The organism is Acinetobacter sp. 129952, from assembly GCF_056642055.1.
The window spans coordinates 59,750-83,808 of the sequence record NZ_JBWVSU010000006.1 but is presented as its reverse complement, the minus strand read 5'-3'; the positions used below and the strand labels follow the sequence as shown (position 1 = coordinate 83,808).

Genomic DNA, 24,059 nt, shown 5'->3' with positions numbered 1-24,059 from the left:
GAACTTAAGTGGGAATATAATGGGTAAGAAGCGTCATATTATTTTTAATAGTGAAAACCATAATTTCAGTTATACATCTAAAAACAATGTACCCAAGTCCCCTATCCCGACTCGTAACTACGCTCTGCATGCCAATAATTTACTAATAGAATTTTCTGAAGCTGAACACGAGTTTAATCAAAAGAAATTTGAGACTTTTCAAGATATTGGAGATATTCAACATAATGGCATTTACTTGACGATTAGTAGCTCACCTAACTTTAATCTTCCTTTAGATTCCATAGACACTAGAGATATACATTTAGCGAATGTTCAATTCAATGATTTAACTCAAATTGAAGAAGCTACCATTTTCATTCCTGATAATAAAAGAACAGCTTTTTTAAAAAAAATAAATGAATATATTAATACCATTAGTGATGATCCAGCTGTAAATCCAAGAAATAAACCTTTATTGAATAGTATTGATCATATTAAATTGTCTAGTATCAAAGATTTTTGGACTGATTCAATTGAATATTTTCCTAAAGATAAACAACAAACTATTTGGTGGGAAGTTTGGATCAAAAAAATTGATGACAATCCAGAGTATACCTTTGAACAGGTAAAATCCTTCGCTGAATCAATTAATGCGGATTTAGGGAACAGTTATTTAAATTTTTTTAACAATATGGTTTTCTTAATCAAATCTAATATTGCTCAATTAGAAAAATCACTCTTTCTAATGACCAATTTACTAGAATTAAGATATGTTCCAGAAACACCTAGTTTTTTTGTAAATCTAAATAGTATTGATCAGAATGATTGGATAAATGACTTAGTCTCACGAATATCAACAAAAAATGAGCCAACAACTTCAGTATGTATTCTGGATACCGGCGTCAATTATAATCACCCTCTACTTAAGCTAATTTGTTCAGATCAGCTATCTATATCATATAATCCATCGTGGCCTAAATATGATATAAAACCAAAAATATACGAAAGGAAGCCTTACGCGCCACATGGTTCAATGCAGGCAGGTATTGCTGGACTAGGATCTCTTCAAGAACTTTTGGAGAGCAATGATGTTATCAAAATTAATCATGTCATCGAGTCTGCACGGATACTTCCACCTCAAGGCTTTAATAAGCCTGAGCTGTACGGTGCTATAACAACCGAAACTTCTTATAAAATTGAAATTAATAATACTCATATTAAGAACCGTATCTATTCCTTAGCTATTTCTGCAAATCCTAATAACACAGGTACCCCTTCATCATGGTCATCAGAGATTGATAGATTTTCATTTGGTGAATATAGCCAATCACCTAAGCGTCTTTTTATAATTTCAACCGGCAACAATATTGATTTAGATCCTACAGTTGGACTTTGGGATCAAGCTCATTTGGCCAAAATTGAAGATCCTGCACAAAGTTGGAATGCCATTACTGTGGGCTCTATAACAGCCTTAAGTACTATTAAAGATCCAAATTATAATAATTGGCAACCATGGAGTGAAAAAGGTGATATTTCACCTTCAACTAGAACATCTGTAAATTGGGAGTGGAGAAAGCAAGCTCCCTTAAAGCCTGAGTTTGTTCTAGAGGGAGGTAATAGAATTTTGTCACCTATTACTCCACCAGATATTACAAATCATGATGATGTATCTGTCTTGACAACTTCTGGTGATATGAACCTCCCTTTTGATAGTCATTTGGACAGTAGTGCTGCTACTGCTCTAGGTTCACATTATGCAGCCTTAATAGCTGACAAATACCCAACCTATTGGCCAGAAACTATTAGAGGACTTTTAGTTCATTCGTGTAGGTATACTCGAGCTATTCGTGATATTTATAAAAAATATAGAGAAAACGATAATTTACCGAAAAGCGTCGCTTTAGATACTATCCTACGAACAGTGGGCTATGGTGTTCCGAATATTGACAAGGCTTTAAATAGTTACGAAAACCATGCTCATGTTGTACTTCAAAATACCCTAAAACCCTTTAAAAAAGGGAAAGGGTCACATATTTCACTTAATGAATGGCATTTAATACAACTACCTTGGCCAATCGAGGCTCTTCGTAATATAGCAAATTCAAATGTTGAATTGAAAATTACACTTTCATACTTCATTGAACCTAACCCACAGAATAAGGGATATAAAAGTAGATTTTCCTATCAATCCCATGGTCTACGATTCAAGTTTATCAGTCCAAACCAAACTTTAGAAAATTTTAAAGCTAGTATTAACAAAGAAGACGTATATGATGAATATAAAAATTCTGATTCAGAGTCTAAAGGTTGGCTATTGGGTGCTAATTTAAGAACCAAAGGTTCTATCCACTCAGATATTTGGAAAGGCACAGCTGCTGAGCTAATGACAATGAATACTATTGCAATCTATCCCGTGTCAGGATGGTGGAAAAGCGCAAAAGCTAAAGAAAGATGGAAGAATAAAATTCGGTATTCATTAATTATCAGTATAGATTGTAAAGAAGATATTGATATTTATTCGGCCATTATCAACAAAATAGAAAACCTGAACACTGTTGATAATCAAACAAAAGTAACAATAAATACTTAATCAGTAAATTTAAGCTCTACTTCGCCCACCCTGCCGGTGGGTTTTCTTTTTCCCAAACTCACTTATAATTCAAAGTCCAATAACAATAAAACTATAACTATGAAACACATCCCGCTTATCACCCTACTCTTGTTTTTAGCTCTTACCGGCTGCCAGAAGCAACCAACTGAAGACATAGATCCAATCATCTACACAGCAACTCTTGAGAACTCAGATAATATTCTTAGTAAATACATAGAAAAGCTTGAGTCAGAGTTCACCACTTAAGATGCGCGAATTAAAATTTTATGCAGAGACTACCCGCGCGAGTATGAAAAAAACTATATGCCTAACTTGTTAAAGCTATCACCCGGTGAATACTCTGAAGCTGCACTTCTGGCTGATATGGATTTGGTTTTAGATCACTACAAAGAGAAAGATTCTATTCAGTGCTAAAACTTTCTTACTGCTGAAATATTAAATCTTTATATTGAGCTTAAGGCCTCTCATGACCTGGCCTGTAATAACAAAGCAAAGCATCACTAACCCGACTTTACGTCGGGTTTTTCTTTATGTAAGGTAAGTGTAACCTTGCCTTTAAATGTTACATTATAACAATTAGTATAAAGATACCTATGATTCATAAATAGAAAGGTAAGTCTCAATGAAATATTTGTTAGGTGCAGCATTGTTAGGATTAGCGATTACTGGCTGTACTTCAAATCCAAAAAACGAAGTGGTGCAAGAAAAAGTTGTGAGCAATACTCCAGCTGAAACTCAGGTAATTAACTTTACTGGTCCAATGGATCTTACAGTTGAATTGAAATCTTCAGATAATTTTGAAACCGCAGAAATGACAGATAATTCTGGCAAGGTTTATCACCTTAAACGAGCTATTTCAGGAAGTGGTATGCGTTTGGCCAATGATGACGGCGTTTCAATTCACTTCAAAGCTGGTGAAGGTATTGTAGAGTTTATGAAAGACAAACCTATCAGTATTACTGAATACAAAAAATAAGATTATTGTTGCAGGATAATTCACCCCAGTGGTGGGTTATCTTTTTATTATATGAAGTAATATTCCTATTTATTAGCCGATGGAATTTCTAAAAATTTTAAGTAAAGTGAGTTAAATTTTTGAATAATTAGTGAGCTAATCAGTTTAAAATTATAATATATGACGCTGTAGTCTAAAAATTGTTTTTTTCACATCTCTCTTAGTACAAACATCGGACTAACTTAATGAATAATATTAACTTTAAGAATTTCGAAGAGGCTGGCCAAGCCATTTTAAAATTCTTATCTCAACGATTTGGATTTAAGTTATGGATGATTACCCGTACCGAAGGTGATGACTGGATCGTGTTACTAAGTGAAGATAATGGCTATAACGTTAAGCCAGGACAAGTATTTCGATGGGCAGATTCTTTCTGCTCACACATGGTACAAAATAATGCGCCCCGCATTGCCCCCTATTCACCTGATATTCAAGTTTACGTAGACGCACCTATAAATCACTTAGTCCCAATTAAAGCCTATATCGGCCAACCTCTGTATAAAGAAGATGGGTCCCTTTTTGGCACTCTCTGTGCAATCGATCCTGAACCTCAATCTAAAAATCTGGTCGAGGAAGCTCCATTATTTGAGCTGCTAGCACAAGTGCTTAGCTATAATATTCAAGCTGAATTAAAAGCCGCTGAGTACATACGTAAAGCTGAACGGTTTGAAATGGAGGCATTGTCCGATCCGATGACTGGCCTTTTTAACCGTCGTGCTTGGGACCAGTTAATTGAATTAGAAGAAAAGCGCTGCAAACGATATGGTCACCCTGTTGCTATTCTTATGATTGATCTTAATGACCTCAAGATCACCAATGATACTTTGGGGCATGCTGCAGGTGATGAACTCATTCAAAGAATGGCTTTAACCCTCAAAAACACTGTACGCAATAATGATATTGTCGCTCGTCTAGGTGGTGATGAATTTGCTGTACTTAGTATTGAAACCAGCCGAGAAAATGCGGATAAACTTGCAACCAGAATTCAAACTGCTATTGCAAAAGCTGGCATTAGTGCTGCAATTGGTTTTGCAATGCGAAATCCCACATACGGTCTATCAGCAGCTATCATAGAGGCAGATGAAAAAATGTATCAGGATAAAGCCCTAAGCAAATCACCTGAGACTAATTAATAAAAAATGCGAACCCGACGCGGCTCTTGGATCGGGTGGAGAAAAATATGCCTTCAATTGAAGAAAAACGCTTAGCTATTGAGATGGCTGATAAAATTATACAAACACGATTGTCCCATCAATTAACTCAAAATATGAAGGATAATATTCGATCCGGTGAAGTTGAGTACTGGAAAGAAATTTATACTGAATGCTTGAAGATAATTGGTTCAGATAACTAATTTTGACTTTCGGTAAGTCTTGAAACCATCGCCTCTTGATCAGTAATAGTGAGCTGCTTATTATCGAATACATAAGCTTCAGCTATATTTATGTACTCCTGTATCAGTACATGATCATGTGTACCTAAAGACACATATGTTTGATATAGATTCGCCCGAAACTCTTCTCTAGTCATCTCAATAAACTCCAAACAACCCATCCCTGTGATGGGTTTTCTTTTGTCTATTAAAACACAAAAGTAATTTTTATTACCATTTGTATTGACTTATTAGGTAAGTTAACTTACTTTAGTTCTCGTAGACAACAAAAAAGCGCCGAAGTTTGAGACCCGAAGCGCTTTTACAGATAACTGCGAGATCAATTATGAACAAAAATCCTATTCAAAGCAACCTGCCGGAGTTCGGCCAGTCGCGCCAAACATCTGAGCGCTTGTACCAACATCCAAAACCTAAATCTGTAGCGAAAGAAGTCGCTTCGAATGTAGCTGCATGGCTCCTTTTATTTTCAATCTTTATGGGCCTTGCCTTAATGGCTGGCTATGCAGCGGACAAAGAAGCTGCTTATCAAGCTGAAGCGATTGTTAAAGCTGTTGGAGGTGTAAAGTGAATACTCAAGTAAATTTACAAAGCATTGAAGATGCTCGTCAAGAATGGTTGCAGTCACGTCGTCTTGGTATTGGTGGTTCTGATGTGGCGGCAATCTTGGGCTTAAGCAAATATAGCTCACCGTATCAGCTTTGGCTGGACAAGACCGGTCGCTCTGAACTAAAAGACAGCACCAGCGAACCGGCCTACTGGGGCAACATGCTTGAAGACATTGTGGCAAAGGAGTACGCCAAACGAAACGGCGTAAAGGTACAGCGTGTTAATGCAACGATTGCTCACCCTGAACATGACTGGATGCGTGCCAATATTGACCGTGCCATTATCAATCCAGAAATTGCAGGTAATGTCCGTATCAAAGATGGAAAGCTGACCACTGACCGTATTCTAGAATGCAAGACTGCTAACCAGTACCTGGCTAAATTGTGGGGTGATGAGCAGTCTGAACAGGTGCCAGATTACTACCTGACGCAAGTGCAGTGGTACATGGGTATTACAGGCGCTTCGATGTGTGGCTTGGGTGTGCTGATCGGTGGTCAGAAGTTCCGTAGCTATCAGGTCGCATTCGATCCTGAGCTGTTTGAAATGCTCACAGATGAATGCTCAAAGTTCTGGAATGAGCATGTTCAGGCTGACGTACCACCAGCTCCAACCACGTTTGATGATGTTCTGCATCGCTGGTCTACTCATAATCCTGATCAGGCACTACAGGCAGATGACGACCTTGCTCAGCTGGTCGCTGAATATAAGGACCTAAACGCCACGATCAAAGAAGCCAGTGGTGAGTTAGATACCCTTAAGCTACAAATCTGCACCCGCATGGAAGATGCGGAGATGATTATTGCTGAGGAAAAGCGTCTAGCAACATTCAAATACCAAGAACGCAACACCCTAGATAGCAAAGCACTGAAAGCCGCTCACCCGGATATTTACGAACAATTTGTGAAGACTTCAAGCACTCGCGTGCTGCGCATTAATTAAGATTTAAGGTAGAAGAATATGAACTCAATTGTTAAAACAGGCCAAAACGCTGCCGTTAATTTCTTAACTCCGAACAACCTGCAAGAAGCAATGCAGATTGCCGGCATCCTTGCCGAGTCTGACATTGTGCCGAAGGACTACCAGCGCAAGCCTGGGAACATTCTTGTTGCTATGCAATGGGGTGCTGAAATTGGCTTGCAGCCATTACAAGCTATGCAAAACATTGCCGTGATTAATGGTCGCCCTTCTATCTGGGGTGATGCAATGCTTGCCCTTGTTCGTGGATCTGGTCTACTCGACTTCATCCGTGAGGAGATTTCCGAAGATGGTCAAAAAGCCACTGTAACTGTGAAGCGGAAAAATGAAGAACCAGTTACTTCAGTATTCACAATGGAGGATGCGAAAAAGGCAGGTCTATCAGGTAAACAAGGGCCTTGGACACAATATCCAAAACGCATGTTAAAGCTACGTGCACGCTCTTATGCCCTTCGTGACGTATTCCCGGATGTGCTTAAAGGTATGGCAATTGCTGAAGAGGAAAAGGATAAGGAAATCGATATTACTCCCACTGCACCAGAAACCAGTACAACGAAGGCAAATAGCGGATCGTCATCGCTGAAAGCGCGCATGGCCAAAAAGAAAGATGCTGTCGAGTCGGTGGCTACAGAAATTGACCTAACCCCGTATTACCAACGTATTGATAACGCCACTTCTCTTGAGGAACTCGATCAGATCGGTGCTGACATTGCTGAGTTGAATTTAGGTGAGCCAGCTAAGTCTGAAATCGGTGAAGTATTTAAAGCTAAGCGTAAAGAGCTAAAAGCCGCTCAGGCTTTTCCTGATGAATCAATTCAGTCAGTAATTAACGAGATCAGCAACACGACCGATCTGGAGGAGCTTAACGCAATTATGGCTTCACGCTTTGAACCCTTCACGGCTCAGATGACTGAAGAACATATCTCACAAATCAATTCTGCGTATGAAGCACAAGAAGCGGCGCTAACGCCATGAGTTACTCCTACTCTTCAATGACCCGCGTGCTGCTTGTGCAGCACAAAGGTCGGGTTAGAACTTACCGCAACATCAACCTATTCGGTATTGATGATTGCCTTCGAAATTTTGCGAACACCTGGGGGTACAGATGATCTTCAGAATTAAAAAGAAGCATGAAGTTGGTTTCAAGCTGTGGCTAGAAAAATTGGGTTATACCAAAAATGAACTTGCGGATGGCAGCTCGACATTTAGCGGCAAAGGCACACGCAAGACACTGAGTTACGTGCTCTTAAAGAAAGATTTAACAGGTAATGCAGCATGTCAGGCGCTATTCGATGAATATGAAGAACACCTAGATAACCCTGATTATTTAGATGTGAAGGTGGCGTGATGGAAAAGAATAAATTGTGGTGCGTAGGAATCTGCCCTGAAGATGATAGTCCGCATGAGCAGTCACCTGCCGTATCAAAAGAAATTGCTGAACGTGCTTTGGCTCGTTACAGAGCAATGACTAAGGCTGAAGGCAATCAGTTCATGATCGAATCATTTGATGAATACTTTCAGGTTCAAGAATGGGAAGGCACAGCCGAAGACCACCAAGAACAAATGTTTTACACAGAAGATTGGTTTAAAGAGCCGATGTACCAGTGCTTTGACCTACCAACAGCATGCAAAGTTTTTAAATATGGTGAGATTGTTGAATGCTACAAAAAAGGCTCATCACCACTTACTACATCAAATTTTGAAGAAGCCAAGCGCTTCTATGAGGTGGCGTGATGGATAGTAGTTCTAAACGAGTCATTGAGCCTACTCAATTTGATGATGCGCAATGGCTCTGGTGCGCTGATTGGTGCAAGAAAAAAGGTTTAAGCCCATATGATGCAAAGAACTGGGCAGATGCAAAATTTGAATACTTGAAGGCTCAAGGAGAAAACAATGATTGATATTCAAAAACCATGTGAGCCTTGTGAAGATAGCAATATCGATAAGCAAGTAAATCTCATGGATCAATTCATTGCTGACGGTGGTTTTGATCAAGCTTTTAAAGATGTGTATGGATTGCCGGAAACAGTAGTAAAAAGCTTAAAGGAGGTGTCTTAAATGGCCTTAAGGAATTTGCAAGAATCTTCTGAGAAGGAAAAAAGCTCAATGCTTGAATGGTTCATTGGTGCTCCCGAAGATCAGAATTTTAGCCAGGAAGTTGTAGCACTTTATCTGGGTTGCTCACCCTGGACTTTAGCAAGAATGCGGTGTGATGGATCTGACTTGCCATATACTAAAATCGGTCGTCGTGTGGCATATAAGAAACGTGACGTGCTGGCTTATGAGCATAGCCGCACTGTTCATTGCACGGCCCAATACGCATAAAACAAGCCCCTTAGTTAGGGGCTTTTATTTGTTTCAATCTTTCATCCCAGACACTTTCATAATCAAAGCAATTGATCTTTCCTTGATATACCGCCTCAATCATATTCATAGATGCTTTTAATTCCTCCATAGGAATCTGAACATATCCTCCGGTTACGTCCACTCTAGGCCTGGTCGTATGATTTAGCAGTCGCTTGGTTACATAGATATTGAAACGAAGCAGATTGCAAATCGTTGCGAATGTACGTCGGAAATCATGCATTGATACATAATATCCAACTTGCTCACCTACAACATTTAAGATGCGATCAACCTTAGTGGCATGTATATTTGCTGAAGTGGGAATTTTGGTTGCCGGAAATACCCAATCGTTTTCACGAAGCAAAAACCGATCTTTTAAGATAAGTAAGAGATGATCCCCAATTGGGAATAAGTGATCACTCCCGTTCTTAGTATCTTTAAAAATTACAGTACCATTTTTAAAGTTTATATCAGTCCATTTTAATTGACATACTTCCTGGCGACGGCAACCTGTATACATAGCGAATAATAAAATATCTCTGTGAGTATTTGAACGTGCCGTGTTTTCTAAATTAAGCTCATCCTGATAGTTCAGAACTGCATTGTAATATTTGTAGATAACATCCTTATGCAGATGGCGATCACGACGTTCAATGACATTCCATCCTTTTGTGATAGCAATCACATCAACCGGATTTGTTTTTAGAATCGGATCATCATCGCTGGAATAAAGCACATGCATATACTTCCATAAGGTACCCAACAGCGAAACTGCTCCATTCGCAGATGATGGACTGATATTTGTGACCTCAAGAAATTTATCTAAGACTTCATTTTTTGTAATTTCAAATAACTTCTTATTAGACCAGCCCAAGTATAGATCAAAATATTTATTGTATTGACGCACAGTCTTTGGCTTAAAGTCATTTTTCCTTAAGTAGATATCTAGAGCATCCTGCACAGTAAGATCCAAAGCATTATTAATTTCTTTTGCTTTGCCTGGGCGCACATATTCCCCATTAGCAATCTTGGCCAGAATCATTTGAGCCTTGGCTCTTGCAGCTAATGCGGATAACTCATTAGTCTTTCCAAGGACCACTCGAAAAAGCTCCCCTGCATGACGGCGCTCAATAATATAGGATTTAGATTTATTTGTTGCCCGGACGCCAAAACCAATCAATTCTGAATCTCTATAAATTTTTTGACCAGATTCAGTCAATGGGATAGCATCAACATTTGACTTGTTGAGTTTCATGAGTCTTCCAGTAACCTTTAGCAGTTCTGATTTAAGCATGTTTCTCAACAGTCTACAAATAGTCTACAAGCTGAAAAATTTCACTATAAAACGACCATCAAAATCAAAGTAAGCTACTGATTATATTTATCATTATAAAAACTAAAATACCACAGGTATATTATAAAAAAAGTAAAATCCACTGAGTCTATGCTGGATTGCTAGAACTGGCATTGATTTATATATCCTAATATTTTCAAAATTTTAAACTCAATAAATTTCTATAGCACTGTATTCAACGACTCTTGATTTTTCTACGAGCATCTCGCATTATTCTAAAAATAAATTTTCATAAGTTTATGGCTAAATTTTGCTAAAGTAAAAAACTCTGTGCTGAGTTAAATTAAAGTAAGAACATAAATCGGCTTCTATATTGAGCACACGATAAAGAATGGAAACATTTTTAGAAAGGAGTTGGATGGACTTTAAATCTGAAGATCAATAATTACACAGACATTATCATTATTTTATGGCTAAAGTATGTCCAAAGAATTTTCAGATCATAGGCTAAAAAATTAAAACTAACTCTAGCTTTATAGCAAGGAGAAAATCAATGCCTAACTTTATAAAACCTATATGCTCGGGTCTAGTCTTCCTCCCTCTAATGGCAATAAGTATTTGTAGTGCTGCATATGCTAACACTTCCCCTATAGCATCTAACTCTCCAAAAGATAATATTCATCCCAATATAGATCATCATTTAAGTGAAAGTCTTTATCCTGATGAAGCAAACATAACTGAAAAAATCGCAGATATAATTGAGATATCGATTCGGAAAGAATATTCCACAGGTATCGCGCTACGTGATGCCCATCCCAAAGCACATGGTTGTGTACGTGCAGAATTCAAAGTAGATGAAGTTCTTCCTAAAAACTTGGTTCAAGGTGTTTTTATTCCGGGAAAAACATATCAAGCCTGGATTCGTTTCTCTAATGGTTCTAAAGATGCCCAACAAGCAGATATTAAAAAAGATGCCCGTGGCATGGCGATAAAACTTCTGGCTGTACCGGGAGAAAAGCTTTTAGATGATGAAACCTCTACTCAAGATTTCATTATGATCAATCATCCTGTCTTTTTTGTGAATGATCCAGTCCGATATATGTCATTTATGCAAGATATAAATAGCGATAGATTTTTCAATAAGTTGCATATTCCTTTTGCATTAGGAGCTAAAGGAACCTGGATTGCCTTAAATACGAGAAATAAAATTTCTAATCCTTTGCAAACTAGATATTGGTCTATGGTGCCCTATCAATTAGGAATAGGCACTGATCGTCAAGCTGTAAAGTATTCAGCTCAAACATGTTCGACAGTGACAGATCCTCTTCCACATGCTCCCCATCATAATTTTCTAAGAGAAAACCTGCGCAAATATTTGCAAAAAAGTGAAGCATGTATGGAGTTTTTGGTACAGCCTAGAACCTCAAACACCATGTCGGTCGAAGATTCCATGACTGAATGGCAAGAAATTGAGGCGCCTTTTTACAAGGTAGCCACTATTCATATTCCTCAGCAAGTTTTTGATACGCCTGAACAAAACAAGTTCTGTGAAAACCTCTCTTTTACACCATGGCATACACTACCGGAGCACAAACCTCTGGGAGTAATAAACCGAATGCGAAAAGTGATTTATGATCGTATTAGTAAAGTTAGACATGATATGAATTCTACTCACAGATCAGAAGCACATTAAAATATAAGTGCTTATATGAAGCTATCAGCTAGACTAAAATAACCAGTTGTACTGCTCATTCGCCTTAACTTAAAAGCTTTAGTTTACAAACTTTGTGCAGAGTTAATTTAGAAACATAAATAAAGCTGCTACATTAAAAATGACATTATAAAAAGGAAAATGGTTCAGTGATGAAAATTAAATCTCCTATTATTCAATTGATCATGAGCTGTTTATGTTTAGGCTCAACATATATAATGGCCTCTCCTCCTCCACTTCCCGATAACAGTAAAATCCAAGCATCTCATATTTCGGAAAAAATACCGGGTACAATATTATCTATACAAGAACAAAATACCGATCTGTTTACGAATGCCTCACAACGTTTCTTAATCAATTATCGCAGTCGTGGCACAAAATCCGAGCCCATCGTCACTTCAGGCTATATCTTGTTACCTAAAGGCAAAGTCCCAAAAGATGGATGGCCTGTTCTGGCTTGGGCGCATGGTACAACTGGCGTTGCTGATACATGTGCACCCTCTGGGGATTATGTGGGTGGGCCAGTCCATGTCTATCAGCAAATCGCTGCTAAAGCACTGAATGCCTGGCTCGCTCGCGGCTATGCAGTCATTGCACCTGATTATCAAGGTTTAGGCACTCCGGGCGGTCATCCTTATATGAATGCGCGAAGTCAGTTGCATACTGTCGTAGATGCTGTACGAGCGATCCACCATTTAAAGCCTTATAGCTTTAGTAAAAATTGGTATGTTATGGGTCATAGTCAAGGAGGTGCAGCATCTCTTAAAATTGCTGCGGCCGGTCAAAAAGATGCACCTGAATTTGATCTTCGCGGGGCAATTGCACTAGCACCGGGCGGTTACCAATATGAAGGAATCGCTGAATATGTTGCCAGCAATTCGCAAATCACGACTGATGTCGCCGCATTTTTTCCAATTGTGCTTTTAGGAGCAGAAGCTGCAGACCCGATGCTTGCTCCAGCAAATTTAGTTAGCCCAGAAATGGAAGAAATTCTTAATCATGCACGCAGTCGCTGTTTGTCAGAATTACAATCTGACCTAAAACAAGCACCTAAGACTGTCTTTAAATCAAATATAAATCTGGCACCTTTGACCAATTATTTAAAAGAACAGTCTATTGAGAATATGACACCGACTGTGCCGGTTCTGCTGGTACAAGGTGAGAAAGATCAACTGGTCGATGATCGTGGTACTTATGCTTACTATCAGCAGGTATGTACGAAGCAGAAATCTATCGCCTTCCATCTAGTCAAAAATGGAGATCATCGTGATTCCTTAAGACAGAGTGAATTTCTGATTGGAAACTTTATCAATTCAGTTGGACAAGGAAAAGCTTTGAGCACCTGCCCTACAAAATAACTTGGTGAGCTTTTGCATTTAATCATTAAAAACGCAAATATTTTAATCTTCATATTTATAGAATAGTCCTTTAAAGGAATACTATTCTATAAAGAAGATAAACTAATGTTAATCCGTATTCTTACTTTGTGTTAAAACTACACTTACGCTTTCGAATTGTTTTGAGCCCATCATTTTTATACCTTAGTTCTTTAGCAGACAATAATTAGAATGAAAGAGGTTATTTATGTGCTCGAACTATGAATTCCCCTCAAAAAAACGTCTTTCCTTATTAGATATTCATGAAGAGCAACTCGAACTGGGCATGAAAACGCATATTTATCCTTTAGCACCCGCACCAATCATTATGCGTGGTGCTGACGAGTATGAGCTGGATATCGCACGTTTCGGACTGATTCCAACCTGGGCGAAAGAACTAAAATATGGCCGGCATACTTATAATGCACGGACAGAAACAGTAGCATCCAAACCAAGTTTTCGACATGCCTGGAAAAACAACCAGTTTGCTTTAGTACCGGTCGATACATTCTATGAACCTAAATATATAGAGGGTAAACCGCACTGGTTTGGTATTTCACGTGAAGATGGCAATCCTTTTACCGTTGCGGCGATTTATGATGACGCACACATTGATGGTGAGAAGATCAGATCATTTTCGATGCTAACCATAAATTCAGATCAACATCCCTTTATGAAACAGTTTCATGACCCGAATGACGAAAAACGCTCGATTATTGTAATTCCGGAAGAATCACGACATGACTGGTTGCACTGCGATCATGAACAAGCCCATGAATTTTTCTTTGAAATGAAAGAGTTTATTGCAAAGCCTAGAGATCAACGTTTATCGGGAAATTAAAAAGCCCTAAACCAAGTTAGGGCTTCGTCCATGTGAAAAAGCTATTTTTGCTCTCTCAATGGATTTTCCGGTTCTGCATTGGGTTTCTTCTCTGGTTTGACATGCTTATAAGATGCCTGATTACCCTTGTCATCATTTGATTCTTTATGCGGATTTGATTCTTGCTCTGGCTTATTTGTCATATGTATCTCCTTCATATATCTATTAAGAGATAAATATGACATCTGCTGCTAAACATCAATGTTATTTATGTTGCACATTCAGTTTTTTTAAAAGACAAACTTTCCTTCAAGTGCTCTTTTACATTTCACAATTCCTGAAGTCCATCTGAGCAAATAAGCTGTTCAGCCTGATCGTAGATGGTACAGCAAAGAATATGAATTCGCGTGCGAGCCGATATCGAATACATGAAATTTTCTAAGCTTATCCACTGCCGGAAAAAGTCTTTTCATTTCAGTAAAACCTTTAGGATGCTTGGCCTTAATCAGTCAATCCCCACCAGCTAATGCAGTTTCAGCCTGTGGCCTCTTTTGAATTGCTTCAAGAATTCGAGCATGGGTGATCACACGCATAAATTTTATTGTATTCCAGTTCTAAGCAGCTAAGAATTTATCAAAACGTAATCCTATTGAAATGATTCTTTTATAAAGTATTCCTTGTGAGAAATTATGTTTATATCCAAAAATTTCATCAGTAAAGAAAAACCCCGCCAACTGATGATTGAACGGGGATTGATCTTCATTAAGATGTCTGATGATTTGGCACATTATTCAATATTTTTCAAGCAATCACGACACTGTTTGACCTCATCATGGTCACACGTGTAGTTAATTTCAGTCGCACCATGAAGACCAAATAAACAAAATATAAATTGCATCATGTTTTTCTCCTAAGTGTAAAAAGCTCAATCTAGGATCAAGCTTTATTGCTTTAAATATAGAATGATTCAATATAAAATGATTGGATCAGCGATCTAGAACAACTTCAGTACTCAGCTCTGTTTAGCCTTTCAGTAAAATTGAAGCTTTTGGGCTAAGTTTGTACAGGCTCTTCAGCTTGAGTCGTCTGATCTTTTTTACAATGATCACTTTTACAATGCTTGCTGCTCATCATCTGACACATTTTCTCTTTGCAAGATTTAAAACAACAACCAACCATTACGCCCATGCCAAATGCGCATATACATCTCATCATAGCTTTGTCCTGTCTTTTCGTGAAAAGAGATATATAAATAACATCTATTCATGTATCTCTCCTGAGGAAATTTTCAGGCTTTATGTTGTGTATGAAAACTTATGTGAAAGAGAATGACCAAAAAATACAATCAGCAAAGAAAAAACCAGATTTAAGACGGAAAAGAAAAAGCCTGTTTAACTCTCCTAAATTAAACAGGCCTTATAATATGCTGATTTTTAATTATTTTCATTAAGTTCTTAGAATGACGCCAAGATATCACTAGCCATGCAGCCGATCTGTGTAGGATATATAGATGCAATGTTTCAAAATATGAAAAAACCATTACTTTTGTTAATTAAATGACTGTAATTTATCCAAAAATATTTTTAATGAGAAAATAAGATTACTAAATAACCAAAACCCAAGAAGAATTGCTAAACCTATAAGTGAGAATGGGTTAATTTAGATTTTTAGAAGAAAATTCCTTATTTCAGTCAATATCGGATGTTATGAATGTTCAATGTCTCATAAAGTTTATAGATCATTGCTTTCTTTTTAGTCTTTTCTCTCTATAATTTTTCATATGAGCAATAACAATATTTTGGCAGCATGAAAAATCGCATATTAATTACTTTATTGATGAGTCTGGCAATAAGCGGCTGCCAAAAACAGCAAGCAGAGAATTCAGCCGAGGCTGCTGCAAATATTAAAGCGCAGTTTGAACAGTCAGATAATCAACTCAGTGCTTATCTGGACAAACTCGACTCTTCAACAATTAGTCTGGAAGAAAGAACACGCATCCTGTGTGAACAATATCCTAAAGAATATAAAAATAACTACATGCTTGCTCTGCTAAAACTTGCACCCAAGGAATATACAGAAAAAGAGTTGCTCACAGACCTAGACAATGCCTTGAATTTCTACAAGCTAAAAGCCAATATTCAGTGTTAATAAATACTTAGTCTAATTGTGAAATGAAATTTATAAAAAACCGCCTGATTCAGGCGGTTTTTTTATGAAGAGCGTATATCTTAAAAAGAATTAACGCTGTGGTTTTCACTGATCTTGTTGATTACGTGAACGTTGTTGCTGTTGGTTACTGTTTTGCTGTGGCTGTTGTTGTTGCTGTTGGCCTTGCTGGTTTTGTTGCTGATTGCGCTGCGGCTGCTGTTGTTGCTGCTGGTCGCGCTGTTGCTGATTGTGTTGACCATCTTGTGGCTGTTGTTGTTGCTGATCTTGATTGCGCTGTTGATTTTGCTGTTGCTGTTGTTGCTGCTGTTTCTGTTGGTCTTGCTGTTGATTATTAGCCATGGTGGTATTCCTTACTATTTGCTTTAAATTAAAAGCCGATAGATTTCGACTTAATATCTACTCTACGCATTTTTCAGATTTCGCCAACCTTTAACCTGTTACAGATTAATTCAATGTAAAAAATAGTAAGATAAGTACTTGAAGTGGAGATTAATGCGCAACATAAATTACCTGATATAATGCAACAGAAACATAATGAAAGACTTTATAGGTCAAAAATTTATTATCCAATAAAAGGAATAACTTAAGTCCTATTTCATATATAGGAAAATTTTTAATAAAATTTAAAAAGCGTTATTAAACAGAACCACTTAATAACTATACTATTGATATTTATAAATATATAAAAATAAATCTAAATCTTCTATATTTTTAAAAAATTAAATAAAACATTAAAAATACAATTCTTTTTGAATATTCTTAAGTGTAAGGAAATACGATACTTAACATGACCTCACCAATAAAACTTAAGCTGTTTCGAATTTACCTTGACTTTAATTCAAATATTTTTACTTATTATTTTGGTATAAACTTAGATCAAATCATTGTTTGTAATTATATTTATTAATCTATTGATAATTAATAAGCCTCTTTTAAAGAGGCTTATTAAATTCAGTTTTTATTAGATATTGACCACTTTGACGATAATCGTTTGAGTATCTTCCTGCTCTTCGGCCAGATGCAAACGTTTAAGCTCTTTGCTTTTTACTTTGAACTGTAAATTCTGATAAGAAATTGTGCTTGGTATCTGATCAAAATATTGACCATCAGCGTCAATTTCTTCCTGAAATAATGGTGTACCCAATTGATAGTCAAGACTTTTTAAGACTACATATTTTACTGTGGTTTTCATTCCAACACCCTACTTTCACTAAGCACTTTATTTTTATTTTTACCACTGTTCCGCCTGAGAAGAAACCTCTATTTTTGAAAATAGCCCAAGCTTTAACCATTCAGATTTTGCGATCAGATCAACATGAAATTACACTAATCTATGAAAAAAATTTTAACTTTCATAAAAATATAAATATACTTGGAGTTGATCGACAAAAAAAATCTGTCTAAATTGATCTAAAATCACTCCCACAAAGAAAATATAGAGACTATGATAAAAACCTGTTGCGGCTTACTCGAAGAGAAAAACATAAAAATTGCCTTTATCGAAAGCGCAAGTTCTGGATATCTCAGTAGCCAGTTCTCCATTTGTAAAGGAGAAGGTGCCGAAATTCTGATTGGTGGTTTGATCTGTTACGATGTAAGTGTCAAGACTTCAGTATTGGGCATTTCCAAGAATCTGATCAATAGTCATACTGCGGAATCTATGCCGGTAACAGTTGCTCTGGCGGAAGCAGGTAAAAAAATGTTCCGTGATGCTGACTGGATTATCGCTTGTACAGGGTTACTTAAACCAGGTGGTAGCGCGACACCAGAGAAACCGGAAGGAACATTTTTTGTGGCCATTAATGACGCCACGCAAATCCATCAGTTCCAGTATTATCTAAAAGGCTCGCCACTTGAACGCCTCAACAAACTGTCAGCTGTGGTTGCACATGACATGATCAATCTGTTGAATAACAGCTAAGCTTTCAAAGTTACTGTATAGCCTGAATAAGCTTCATTATTTCTACCGTATTTTAAGATAGATTGGCATGATCAAATGCCAATCTATTTTTTTGAGGGTGGAATGACCATGAATATTAAAACTGCACTGCTTCTGCTCCCTCTGAGCTTGCCCACTCTGGCTTTCGCTACCGTAGGCGGTCCACAAAATATTGAAGTTCTAGGCTATGAAGTCAAAGAACAGAAGCTTTATATCATGCGTCATTATCTTGATGGTCGTGGACGCTTGCCTCAACTGTATTATTATAATTTTAAATCCCAAAAATCAAATCAGCTGGTTCAGGTCAATTACTTATATATCAATCCTAAAACCAAGCGCATCGATTATGATCAAGACAGTCGCAAGTTTGATCAAGACATTGCCAAAATCAAAAAACGTTTAGTTCCATTAAATCCGGTTCAAAAATCAAAGCCACAGCTTAAGGTCTTAAAGACAAGAAAAGGTAGCGCACCTGCCTGGCATGACCCTCAGGAAAAAGTGCCAAAATGGACCTATCAATATCAAGTGAAATCCGGCTTACAAAAAAGCCCGGTTCAGCAAGCCGTCAGTTATCAGCAAGGCTTAAAAATTAGCCAAGCCTATAAAGTTCCGCGACAGAATAAGACCCTAGTAATAGTAAAGTATCTGGGTATTCCTTTTGAAACAGGTTATAGCATTGAAGATCCAGCACTGTTAAGTCGATAACTAAACCGATAAAAAAATAAGGTCTCAATTGAGACCTTATTTTTTATTTTTACTACAGAAACAGATTAAGCTGCGGTAGAACGTTCAGCGATTGGCACTACTTTACGCAGTTCAGGACCGGTATAGTCCGCGCTTGGACGGATAATACGGTTGTCTGCACGTTGTTCCATCACATGTGCGGCCCAGCCTGTCACACGCGACATAACAAAGATCGGGGTAAACAGCTTGGTTGGAATGCCCATAAAATGATAGGCAGATGCATGGAAGAAATCCGCATTACAGAATAATTTCTTCTCACGCCACATGACTTCTTCACAGCGTACCGAGACTGGATAAAGTACCGTATCACCGACATCTTTGGCCAAACGCTCAGACCAGACTTTAATAATGCCATTACGCGGATCATTGTCCTTATAGATCGCATGACCGAAGCCCATGATTTTTTCTTTACGTTCCAGCATGCCCAGCATTTCACGTTCAGCTTCTTCAGGCGACTTCCAGTTTTCAATCATGTCCATCGCAGCTTCGTTGGCACCGCCATGTAGAGGGCCACGCAAGGAACCGATTGCACCGGTAATACAAGAGTGCATATCGGACAGCGTTGATGCACACACACGAGCGGTAAAAGTTGAAGCGTTGAATTCATGCTCTGCATACAGAATCAAGGAAACATTCATCACCTGTTCATGTAATTCATTTGGCTTTTCGCCATGCAGTAGATTCAGGAACTGCGCACCGATTGAATCATCATCGGTATTTTCTTCAATACGCACGCCGTCATGGCTATAACGATACCAGTAACAGATCATTGCCGGCAAAGTTGCCAAAATACGGTCTGCGATATCCTGTTGCTGCTCAAAAGATTGCTCAGTTTCAAGATTGCCCAGCATGGAAACGCCAGTACGCATCACATCCATTGGATGTGAGTCGGCAGGAATACGCTCAAGGACTTCTTTTAATGCCTGAGGTAAAGTGCGTAAGGATTTCAGTTTGGCTTTGTAGGCTGCCAATTGCTCTGATGTCGGCAATTCTCCGAAGAAAATCAGGTAAGCGACTTCTTCAAACTGGCAATGTTCAGCCAGATCCTGTACGTCATAACCGCGATAGGTCAGGCCTGCGCCACTTTTGCCTACTGTTGAAAGTGAGGTTTTACCTGCCACTTGTCCGCGCAATCCTGCGCCAGTGAGTACTTTTCCTTCAGCCATTTTTTTAATTCTCCTGTTTAAACAGTTTATCTAATGTGTCTTCGAAGCTGTGATAATCTAAAAATTCGTAGAGTTCTTTTCGTTGTTGCATGATATCCAGCACATTTACCTGAGTACCATGTTCGCGCACCGAACGCATCACTTCAAGTGCGGCTTTTTGCATTGCACGTGTCGCTGACAATGGATACAGCACCATGCCAATGCCCTGCTCAGCCAATTCATCTACCGTATAATACGGCGTATCACCAAATTCGGTAATATTCGCCAGGACTGGCACACCGACCGCATCACATACTGTACGGTACATGGTGATATCAGTCATCGCTTCAGCAAAAATCGCATCTGCGCCCGCTTCAACACAGGCAGAAGCACGGTCAATCACGGCTTGCAGGCCTTCTTTTTGTAGCGCATCGGTACGCGCCATCACCACGAAGTTTGAATCGGTTTTCGCATCTACAGCAGCTTTGATACGATCGACCATTTCCTGTTGCGATACGATTTCTTTATTTGGACGATGACCACAACGCTTCTGTGCAACCTGATCTTCAATATGAACCGCAGCGGCTCCTGCTGCAATCATCTGTTTGATCGTTCGGGCAATATTTAATGCGCCGCCCCAACCGGTATCAATATCAACCAGTAAAGGTGTATCCACACGTTCAGTGATCCGGCGTACATCTTCAAGAACATTATCCAGGCTGGTCATGCCCAGGTCAGGCAAACCATAAGAATAATTCGCGACACCCGCACCTGATAAATAAATGGCTTTATAACCGACCTGTTTGGCCATCATGGCAGCATAGGCATTTACCGTGCCCATAATTTGCAATGGTTTCTCGACTTCAAGCGCTTGTCTAAATCTTAAACCTGCAGACATTTGTTCTGTCATCTTCCTTTTCCACAGTCTTGGCTATAATTATTGAAATTCGAGTATACTCATTTGGCTTGCTCATTCCATAACCCGATAGAACAAATACTCTAAAACTTTAGTCAAATTTTTAAGTTTTGCTTTACCTAATTAGCAAATAGCGCACTTATCTGGCGCAATTATGAAATATGTGCATATATTTGCTATGATGGCGTTTCAATCTTTATTGTCATGTTGATGTACGATCTCCTATGCAAGACCTTGCCCTAGAACCGCTCGCCAAAGATCTGCCACAGACCAAACGTGGTCATGAGCGTTGTATTGCGCTGCTGATCAGTGCAACCGAGCTATTTCTGGAACGGGGTTATGACGCTGTCTCTCTGGATGATATCGTCCAGCATGCCGGAGGCTCCAAAGCTTCGATCTATAAATACTTTGGCAATAAAGAAGGCTTGTTTAAAGCCATCTGCGATTATCGTCGTATCAAGTTTTTTGAAGATATCAGTATTCCGATCGAATTGATGGCACTGGATTTTCGTAGTTATTTAGTACACACGCTAATCAATTTTTATCACCAGATCATGCAACCTGAAAACTCGGCCTTTATGCGTCTGGTGCTGGAACAGAGTCAGCGCAATCCAGAACTTGCCCAGCATATTCATGAGCGAGGCCCGGTGCATGTACAAAGTGCCATTGCTACGGCTTTAGAACAGGCAGATGCGCAAGGTTTATTGCATTGCGAGAATCCGCAATATTCGGCACAGTTGTATTTTGGTATTTTGCGCAATCTGGAATGGCGTATTCTGATGGGAATTCCGGTACAGGAAGATGATCAGGAAATCGACAAATACATCAGTTATTGTGTGGATCGCTTTTTAGACGGTCATCAAAAAGTCTAGTTTTTTTGCATTTTTCATTGCTTATAGTATATTAGCCGATTCCGTATTTTTTCTTAAACTAACCAACAACTGATTGTTGATCGAGTTTTTCGGCAATTATTGTGGAGTAACGAATGGCTCTCCGTCACTTTCTCACCTTACGCGATTTATCAACTTTAGAACTTAACCAGATTTTGCAACGCGCAATTGAGCTTAAGCGCAAACAGCATAACAATGAAGTGTTCCAACCATTTGTTGGTAAAGTGATGGGCATGATTTTTGAAAAATCGAGTACCCGTACGCGTGTTTCGTTTGAAGCTGGCATGAGCCAATTTGGTGGCAGCGCAATTTTCCTGTCTTCACGCGATACCCAGTTAGGTCGTGGTGAACCGATTGAAGATTCTGCACGTGTGATTTCAAGCATGCTGGATATCGTAATGATCCGTACTTTCGGTCATGATATCGTGGAGCGTTTTGCATCTTATTCGAAAGTTCCTGTGATTAATGCGTTGACTGATGACCACCATCCTTGCCAGCTACTTGCTGATATGCAGACTTATGTAGAGCAACGTGGCTCAATCGAAGGGAAAACTGTTGCCTGGATTGGTGATGGCAACAATATGTGTAACTCTTATATTGAAGCTGCACATATGTGGGGCTTTAATCTGAAAATTGCAGCGCCAAAAGGCTATGAACCACAAGAAAAATTCCTGTCTGAATTTGCGCATTGTGTGGAACTGGTTCCTTCTGCTGAAGATGCAGCGGTGAATGCTGATCTGATCGTGACTGACGTTTGGGCAAGCATGGGCCAGGAAGAAGAACAAAAGATCCGTGAAAAAGCCTTTGCAGATTATCAGGTGAATGAACGTCTGATGGATCTTGCACATCCGGATTGCTTGTTTATGCACTGCTTGCCTGCGCATCGTGGCGAAGAGATTTCAGAAAATCTGCTTGACCATAAAAATGCCGTAGTTTGGGATGAAGCTGAAAACCGCTTGCACGCGCAAAAAGCTTTGGTTGAATTCCTGATTAATGAAAATCTGAAAAAAGACTAATTTTTTAAGATGAATCTTCACAAATTAAGCACCAATCTCTGGTGCTTTTTTTGTCTCAGCTCTTATAATCATTGTTGAAATGGAATAAAAAGTGATTTTATACAATGCAAAAAAAATATTGGGCTTTGGCACTCTTGACTGGTTTTAGCAGTGTCGCCTTACCGGTGCATGCTTCTGAATTTGACCAATATCTTCAAGAAAAAAATATTATTGACAGCAAATTTAAAATTCAGAAAAAAGCTGAGCTGAATGAATTGCTCGCAGTGCTCAGTGCAGAGGATTCCAGAACTTTACCATTGCAGATTGATCAAAATACGATTATTGAACAATTACAGTTAAGTGCCAATAAAACCACACTGAAAGGCATGATCATCACACCCGATTTTAGCCAGTTTGAAAAAGACTTGGGGCGCAAAGAAGTGATGAAAGTCATTCGCAATAATCTGCTCAATAATTGTGAAATTTTCTTTGAGCATCGCTATCAGATTGAGAACCCTTACAAGGTTGAACTCAGCCTGAACTCGCAGACACAAACATATAAAACGGATATTTCCCAGAAAGATTGCAAATTAAAATAATCTAAACACATAAGACATTTATTTCGATTCAGGATTCAAGAATCCTGAAAACAAAAGGTAGCCGTGGCTACCTTTTTGATAAGGTTTGTTGTTATATCCTGCTAACGCACCAGACCCTGCGGCTGCAAAATAATAATCAACGCACCCAGTATCACCACCATGCCACCAAGCAGATCCCAACGCGATAGAGTCACTTGATCAACGAAGCGCAACCACATTAGCGCTGAAAAAATATAGATACCGCCATAAGCGGCATAGATTCGTCCTGAAGCAGCTGGATGCAAGGTTAACAGCCAGACAAAAGCCGCTAAAGCCAGAGCTGTCGGAATCCATAACCAGTGGCTTCTCCCCTGATTTAAAATCAGGTAAGGAAAATAACAGCCTAAAATTTCCATCAATGCCGTGACTAAAAACAGTAAAAATGTCGTGAACAGCTTGCTAACTTGAATTTCCATAATTTATTTATTGAACTATTTGAAGGAATTTAATGATTTAAAACATGAACACATGAAAAAACCCGTGCAAGCACGGGTTTA

28 protein-coding genes are annotated in these 24,059 nt (G+C 38.7%); 21 read left to right on the top strand and 7 right to left on the bottom strand.

What is annotated here, in order from left to right; all coding sequences use genetic code 11:
* Positions 1-19: 19 nt before the first annotated feature.
* The 12 genes from AC1IR0_RS08410 (at position 20) to AC1IR0_RS08355 (ending at position 8,904) form a co-directional block, all read left to right on the top strand.
* On the top strand, positions 20-2,569 hold the full coding sequence (locus AC1IR0_RS08410; protein ID WP_262457374.1) for a S8 family peptidase: 2,550 nt from the start codon (positions 20-22) through the stop codon (positions 2,567-2,569).
* Between the two features lie 643 nt (positions 2,570-3,212).
* Positions 3,213-3,566, top strand: a complete 354-nt coding sequence (locus tag AC1IR0_RS08405; RefSeq protein ID WP_005104451.1) for a hypothetical protein — start codon at positions 3,213-3,215, stop codon at positions 3,564-3,566.
* A gap of 224 nt (positions 3,567-3,790) precedes the next feature.
* On the top strand, positions 3,791-4,738 hold the full coding sequence (locus AC1IR0_RS08400) for a GGDEF domain-containing protein (protein WP_243475489.1): 948 nt from the start codon (positions 3,791-3,793) through the stop codon (positions 4,736-4,738).
* Positions 4,739-4,785: 47 nt separating this feature from the next.
* Positions 4,786-4,959 carry a hypothetical protein gene (locus AC1IR0_RS08395; protein ID WP_174894566.1) on the top strand — a complete coding sequence of 58 codons (174 nt, stop codon included), beginning with the start codon at positions 4,786-4,788 and terminating at the stop codon, positions 4,957-4,959.
* Between the two features lie 364 nt (positions 4,960-5,323).
* Positions 5,324-5,566, top strand: a complete 243-nt coding sequence (locus AC1IR0_RS08390) for a hypothetical protein (protein ID WP_312586444.1) — start codon at positions 5,324-5,326, stop codon at positions 5,564-5,566.
* Positions 5,563-6,543: a YqaJ viral recombinase family nuclease gene (locus AC1IR0_RS08385; RefSeq protein ID WP_312586445.1), complete on the top strand. Its 981-nt coding sequence runs from the start codon at positions 5,563-5,565 to the stop codon at positions 6,541-6,543. Before AC1IR0_RS08390 ends, AC1IR0_RS08385 begins: the two co-directional genes overlap by 4 nt.
* An 18-nt stretch (positions 6,544-6,561) precedes the next feature.
* On the top strand, positions 6,562-7,554 hold the full coding sequence (locus tag AC1IR0_RS08380; RefSeq protein ID WP_479741275.1) for a recombinase RecT: 993 nt from the start codon (positions 6,562-6,564) through the stop codon (positions 7,552-7,554).
* A 130-nt stretch (positions 7,555-7,684) separates the two neighbouring features.
* Positions 7,685-7,927 (top strand): hypothetical protein, encoded by a 243-nt coding sequence (locus AC1IR0_RS08375; RefSeq protein WP_312586449.1) that lies wholly within the window; start codon positions 7,685-7,687, stop codon positions 7,925-7,927.
* Entirely contained in the window at positions 7,927-8,313 is a 387-nt protein-coding gene (locus AC1IR0_RS08370; RefSeq protein ID WP_004279593.1) for a hypothetical protein, read from the top strand. The genes AC1IR0_RS08375 and AC1IR0_RS08370 overlap by 1 nt, the downstream gene beginning before the upstream one ends.
* Positions 8,313-8,480 (top strand): hypothetical protein, encoded by a 168-nt coding sequence (locus AC1IR0_RS08365; protein ID WP_243475493.1) that lies wholly within the window; start codon positions 8,313-8,315, stop codon positions 8,478-8,480. The genes AC1IR0_RS08370 and AC1IR0_RS08365 overlap by 1 nt, the downstream gene beginning before the upstream one ends.
* On the top strand, positions 8,473-8,637 hold the full coding sequence (locus AC1IR0_RS08360) for a hypothetical protein (RefSeq protein ID WP_243475494.1): 165 nt from the start codon (positions 8,473-8,475) through the stop codon (positions 8,635-8,637). Before AC1IR0_RS08365 ends, AC1IR0_RS08360 begins: the two co-directional genes overlap by 8 nt.
* Before the next feature lie 48 nt (positions 8,638-8,685).
* A complete protein-coding gene (locus tag AC1IR0_RS08355) occupies positions 8,686-8,904 on the top strand; it encodes a helix-turn-helix domain-containing protein (RefSeq protein WP_243475495.1) in 219 nt (72 codons plus the stop codon).
* Between the two features lie 10 nt (positions 8,905-8,914).
* On the opposite strand, the gene AC1IR0_RS08350 is transcribed toward AC1IR0_RS08355, so the two are convergent.
* Positions 8,915-10,180 (bottom strand): integrase family protein, encoded by a 1,266-nt coding sequence (locus AC1IR0_RS08350; protein ID WP_243475496.1) that lies wholly within the window; start codon positions 10,178-10,180, stop codon positions 8,915-8,917.
* Positions 10,181-10,772: 592 nt separating this feature from the next.
* Here AC1IR0_RS08350 and AC1IR0_RS08345 point away from each other — a divergent pair.
* From AC1IR0_RS08345 to AC1IR0_RS08335, 3 genes are all read left to right on the top strand, one after another.
* Positions 10,773-11,912, top strand: a complete 1,140-nt coding sequence (locus AC1IR0_RS08345; protein WP_409653174.1) for a catalase family protein — start codon at positions 10,773-10,775, stop codon at positions 11,910-11,912.
* 170 nt (positions 11,913-12,082) lie between these two features.
* Positions 12,083-13,288 (top strand): alpha/beta fold hydrolase, encoded by a 1,206-nt coding sequence (locus AC1IR0_RS08340; protein ID WP_479741274.1) that lies wholly within the window; start codon positions 12,083-12,085, stop codon positions 13,286-13,288.
* Between the two features lie 226 nt (positions 13,289-13,514).
* The gene (locus AC1IR0_RS08335) at positions 13,515-14,147 is read left to right on the top strand and encodes an SOS response-associated peptidase (RefSeq protein WP_409653170.1); all 633 of its coding nucleotides are present in this window, start codon (positions 13,515-13,517) and stop codon (positions 14,145-14,147) included.
* Positions 14,148-14,188: 41 nt separating this feature from the next.
* Here AC1IR0_RS08335 and AC1IR0_RS08330 read toward each other — a convergent pair whose 3' ends face one another.
* A complete protein-coding gene (locus tag AC1IR0_RS08330) occupies positions 14,189-14,329 on the bottom strand; it encodes a hypothetical protein (protein WP_005107128.1) in 141 nt (46 codons plus the stop codon).
* 1,603 nt (positions 14,330-15,932) lie between these two features.
* Here AC1IR0_RS08330 and AC1IR0_RS08325 point away from each other — a divergent pair.
* Positions 15,933-16,274, top strand: a complete 342-nt coding sequence (locus AC1IR0_RS08325) for a hypothetical protein (RefSeq protein ID WP_409653168.1) — start codon at positions 15,933-15,935, stop codon at positions 16,272-16,274.
* A gap of 105 nt (positions 16,275-16,379) precedes the next feature.
* Here the strand turns inward: AC1IR0_RS08325 and AC1IR0_RS08320 are convergent, their stop codons facing one another.
* Positions 16,380-16,634, bottom strand: a complete 255-nt coding sequence (locus AC1IR0_RS08320; RefSeq protein WP_409653166.1) for a hypothetical protein — start codon at positions 16,632-16,634, stop codon at positions 16,380-16,382.
* Between the two features lie 622 nt (positions 16,635-17,256).
* Positions 17,257-17,487 carry a hypothetical protein gene (locus AC1IR0_RS08315; protein ID WP_004280185.1) on the bottom strand — a complete coding sequence of 77 codons (231 nt, stop codon included), beginning with the start codon at positions 17,485-17,487 and terminating at the stop codon, positions 17,257-17,259.
* A 252-nt stretch (positions 17,488-17,739) separates the two neighbouring features.
* Here AC1IR0_RS08315 and AC1IR0_RS08310 point away from each other — a divergent pair, with 252 nt between their 5' ends.
* A complete protein-coding gene (locus AC1IR0_RS08310) occupies positions 17,740-18,216 on the top strand; it encodes a CinA family protein (RefSeq protein ID WP_253099254.1) in 477 nt (158 codons plus the stop codon).
* Between the two features lie 102 nt (positions 18,217-18,318).
* Positions 18,319-18,939, top strand: coding sequence for an aminotransferase (locus AC1IR0_RS08305; protein ID WP_479741325.1), 621 nt, complete (start codon positions 18,319-18,321; stop codon positions 18,937-18,939).
* A gap of 65 nt (positions 18,940-19,004) precedes the next feature.
* Here the strand turns inward: AC1IR0_RS08305 and prpC are convergent, their stop codons facing one another.
* On the bottom strand, positions 19,005-20,144 hold the full coding sequence (gene prpC / locus AC1IR0_RS08300; RefSeq protein ID WP_004646790.1) for a bifunctional 2-methylcitrate synthase/citrate synthase: 1,140 nt from the start codon (positions 20,142-20,144) through the stop codon (positions 19,005-19,007).
* A gap of 4 nt (positions 20,145-20,148) precedes the next feature.
* A complete protein-coding gene (gene prpB / locus AC1IR0_RS08295; protein WP_004280180.1) occupies positions 20,149-21,033 on the bottom strand; it encodes a methylisocitrate lyase in 885 nt (294 codons plus the stop codon).
* Positions 21,034-21,263: 230 nt separating this feature from the next.
* On the opposite strand from prpB, the gene AC1IR0_RS08290 reads away from it, so the two are divergent.
* The 3 genes from AC1IR0_RS08290 (at position 21,264) to AC1IR0_RS08280 (ending at position 23,523) form a co-directional block, all read left to right on the top strand.
* Positions 21,264-21,911 carry a TetR/AcrR family transcriptional regulator gene (locus AC1IR0_RS08290; protein ID WP_314103097.1) on the top strand — a complete coding sequence of 216 codons (648 nt, stop codon included), beginning with the start codon at positions 21,264-21,266 and terminating at the stop codon, positions 21,909-21,911.
* Positions 21,912-22,024: 113 nt separating this feature from the next.
* Positions 22,025-22,945, top strand: a complete 921-nt coding sequence (argF, locus tag AC1IR0_RS08285; protein WP_004280178.1) for an ornithine carbamoyltransferase — start codon at positions 22,025-22,027, stop codon at positions 22,943-22,945.
* Between the two features lie 104 nt (positions 22,946-23,049).
* Positions 23,050-23,523 (top strand): hypothetical protein, encoded by a 474-nt coding sequence (locus AC1IR0_RS08280; RefSeq protein WP_004646787.1) that lies wholly within the window; start codon positions 23,050-23,052, stop codon positions 23,521-23,523.
* 101 nt (positions 23,524-23,624) lie between these two features.
* On the opposite strand, the gene AC1IR0_RS08275 is transcribed toward AC1IR0_RS08280, so the two are convergent.
* Complete coding sequence (locus AC1IR0_RS08275; protein ID WP_180087303.1) at positions 23,625-23,978, bottom strand: YnfA family protein; 354 nt, start codon at positions 23,976-23,978, stop codon at positions 23,625-23,627.
* Between the last annotated feature and the right edge of the window lie 81 nt (positions 23,979-24,059).

What these genes read in the sequence shown, in the direction of transcription:
- AC1IR0_RS08410 (WP_262457374.1), top strand. Translation starts at nt 20, where the DNA reads ATGGGTAAGAAGCGTCATATTATTTTTAATAGTGAAAACCATAATTTC.
- AC1IR0_RS08405 (WP_005104451.1), top strand. Translation starts at nt 3,213, where the DNA reads ATGAAATATTTGTTAGGTGCAGCATTGTTAGGATTAGCGATTACTGGC.
- AC1IR0_RS08400 (WP_243475489.1), top strand. Translation starts at nt 3,791, where the DNA reads ATGAATAATATTAACTTTAAGAATTTCGAAGAGGCTGGCCAAGCCATT.
- AC1IR0_RS08395 (WP_174894566.1), top strand. Translation starts at nt 4,786, where the DNA reads ATGCCTTCAATTGAAGAAAAACGCTTAGCTATTGAGATGGCTGATAAA.
- AC1IR0_RS08390 (WP_312586444.1), top strand. Translation starts at nt 5,324, where the DNA reads ATGAACAAAAATCCTATTCAAAGCAACCTGCCGGAGTTCGGCCAGTCG.
- AC1IR0_RS08380 (WP_479741275.1), top strand. Translation starts at nt 6,562, where the DNA reads ATGAACTCAATTGTTAAAACAGGCCAAAACGCTGCCGTTAATTTCTTA.
- AC1IR0_RS08375 (WP_312586449.1), top strand. Translation starts at nt 7,685, where the DNA reads ATGATCTTCAGAATTAAAAAGAAGCATGAAGTTGGTTTCAAGCTGTGG.
- AC1IR0_RS08370 (WP_004279593.1), top strand. Translation starts at nt 7,927, where the DNA reads ATGGAAAAGAATAAATTGTGGTGCGTAGGAATCTGCCCTGAAGATGAT.
- AC1IR0_RS08365 (WP_243475493.1), top strand. Translation starts at nt 8,313, where the DNA reads ATGGATAGTAGTTCTAAACGAGTCATTGAGCCTACTCAATTTGATGAT.
- AC1IR0_RS08360 (WP_243475494.1), top strand. Translation starts at nt 8,473, where the DNA reads ATGATTGATATTCAAAAACCATGTGAGCCTTGTGAAGATAGCAATATC.
- AC1IR0_RS08355 (WP_243475495.1), top strand. Translation starts at nt 8,686, where the DNA reads ATGCTTGAATGGTTCATTGGTGCTCCCGAAGATCAGAATTTTAGCCAG.
- AC1IR0_RS08350 (WP_243475496.1), bottom strand. Translation starts at nt 10,180, where the DNA reads ATGAAACTCAACAAGTCAAATGTTGATGCTATCCCATTGACTGAATCT.
- AC1IR0_RS08345 (WP_409653174.1), top strand. Translation starts at nt 10,773, where the DNA reads ATGCCTAACTTTATAAAACCTATATGCTCGGGTCTAGTCTTCCTCCCT.
- AC1IR0_RS08340 (WP_479741274.1), top strand. Translation starts at nt 12,083, where the DNA reads ATGAAAATTAAATCTCCTATTATTCAATTGATCATGAGCTGTTTATGT.
- AC1IR0_RS08335 (WP_409653170.1), top strand. Translation starts at nt 13,515, where the DNA reads ATGTGCTCGAACTATGAATTCCCCTCAAAAAAACGTCTTTCCTTATTA.
- AC1IR0_RS08330 (WP_005107128.1), bottom strand. Translation starts at nt 14,329, where the DNA reads ATGACAAATAAGCCAGAGCAAGAATCAAATCCGCATAAAGAATCAAAT.
- AC1IR0_RS08325 (WP_409653168.1), top strand. Translation starts at nt 15,933, where the DNA reads ATGAAAAATCGCATATTAATTACTTTATTGATGAGTCTGGCAATAAGC.
- AC1IR0_RS08320 (WP_409653166.1), bottom strand. Translation starts at nt 16,634, where the DNA reads ATGGCTAATAATCAACAGCAAGACCAACAGAAACAGCAGCAACAACAG.
- AC1IR0_RS08315 (WP_004280185.1), bottom strand. Translation starts at nt 17,487, where the DNA reads ATGAAAACCACAGTAAAATATGTAGTCTTAAAAAGTCTTGACTATCAA.
- AC1IR0_RS08310 (WP_253099254.1), top strand. Translation starts at nt 17,740, where the DNA reads ATGATAAAAACCTGTTGCGGCTTACTCGAAGAGAAAAACATAAAAATT.
- AC1IR0_RS08305 (WP_479741325.1), top strand. Translation starts at nt 18,319, where the DNA reads ATGACCATGAATATTAAAACTGCACTGCTTCTGCTCCCTCTGAGCTTG.
- prpC (WP_004646790.1), bottom strand. Translation starts at nt 20,144, where the DNA reads ATGGCTGAAGGAAAAGTACTCACTGGCGCAGGATTGCGCGGACAAGTG.
- prpB (WP_004280180.1), bottom strand. Translation starts at nt 21,033, where the DNA reads ATGACAGAACAAATGTCTGCAGGTTTAAGATTTAGACAAGCGCTTGAA.
- AC1IR0_RS08290 (WP_314103097.1), top strand. Translation starts at nt 21,264, where the DNA reads ATGCAAGACCTTGCCCTAGAACCGCTCGCCAAAGATCTGCCACAGACC.
- argF (WP_004280178.1), top strand. Translation starts at nt 22,025, where the DNA reads ATGGCTCTCCGTCACTTTCTCACCTTACGCGATTTATCAACTTTAGAA.
- AC1IR0_RS08280 (WP_004646787.1), top strand. Translation starts at nt 23,050, where the DNA reads ATGCAAAAAAAATATTGGGCTTTGGCACTCTTGACTGGTTTTAGCAGT.
- AC1IR0_RS08275 (WP_180087303.1), bottom strand. Translation starts at nt 23,978, where the DNA reads ATGGAAATTCAAGTTAGCAAGCTGTTCACGACATTTTTACTGTTTTTA.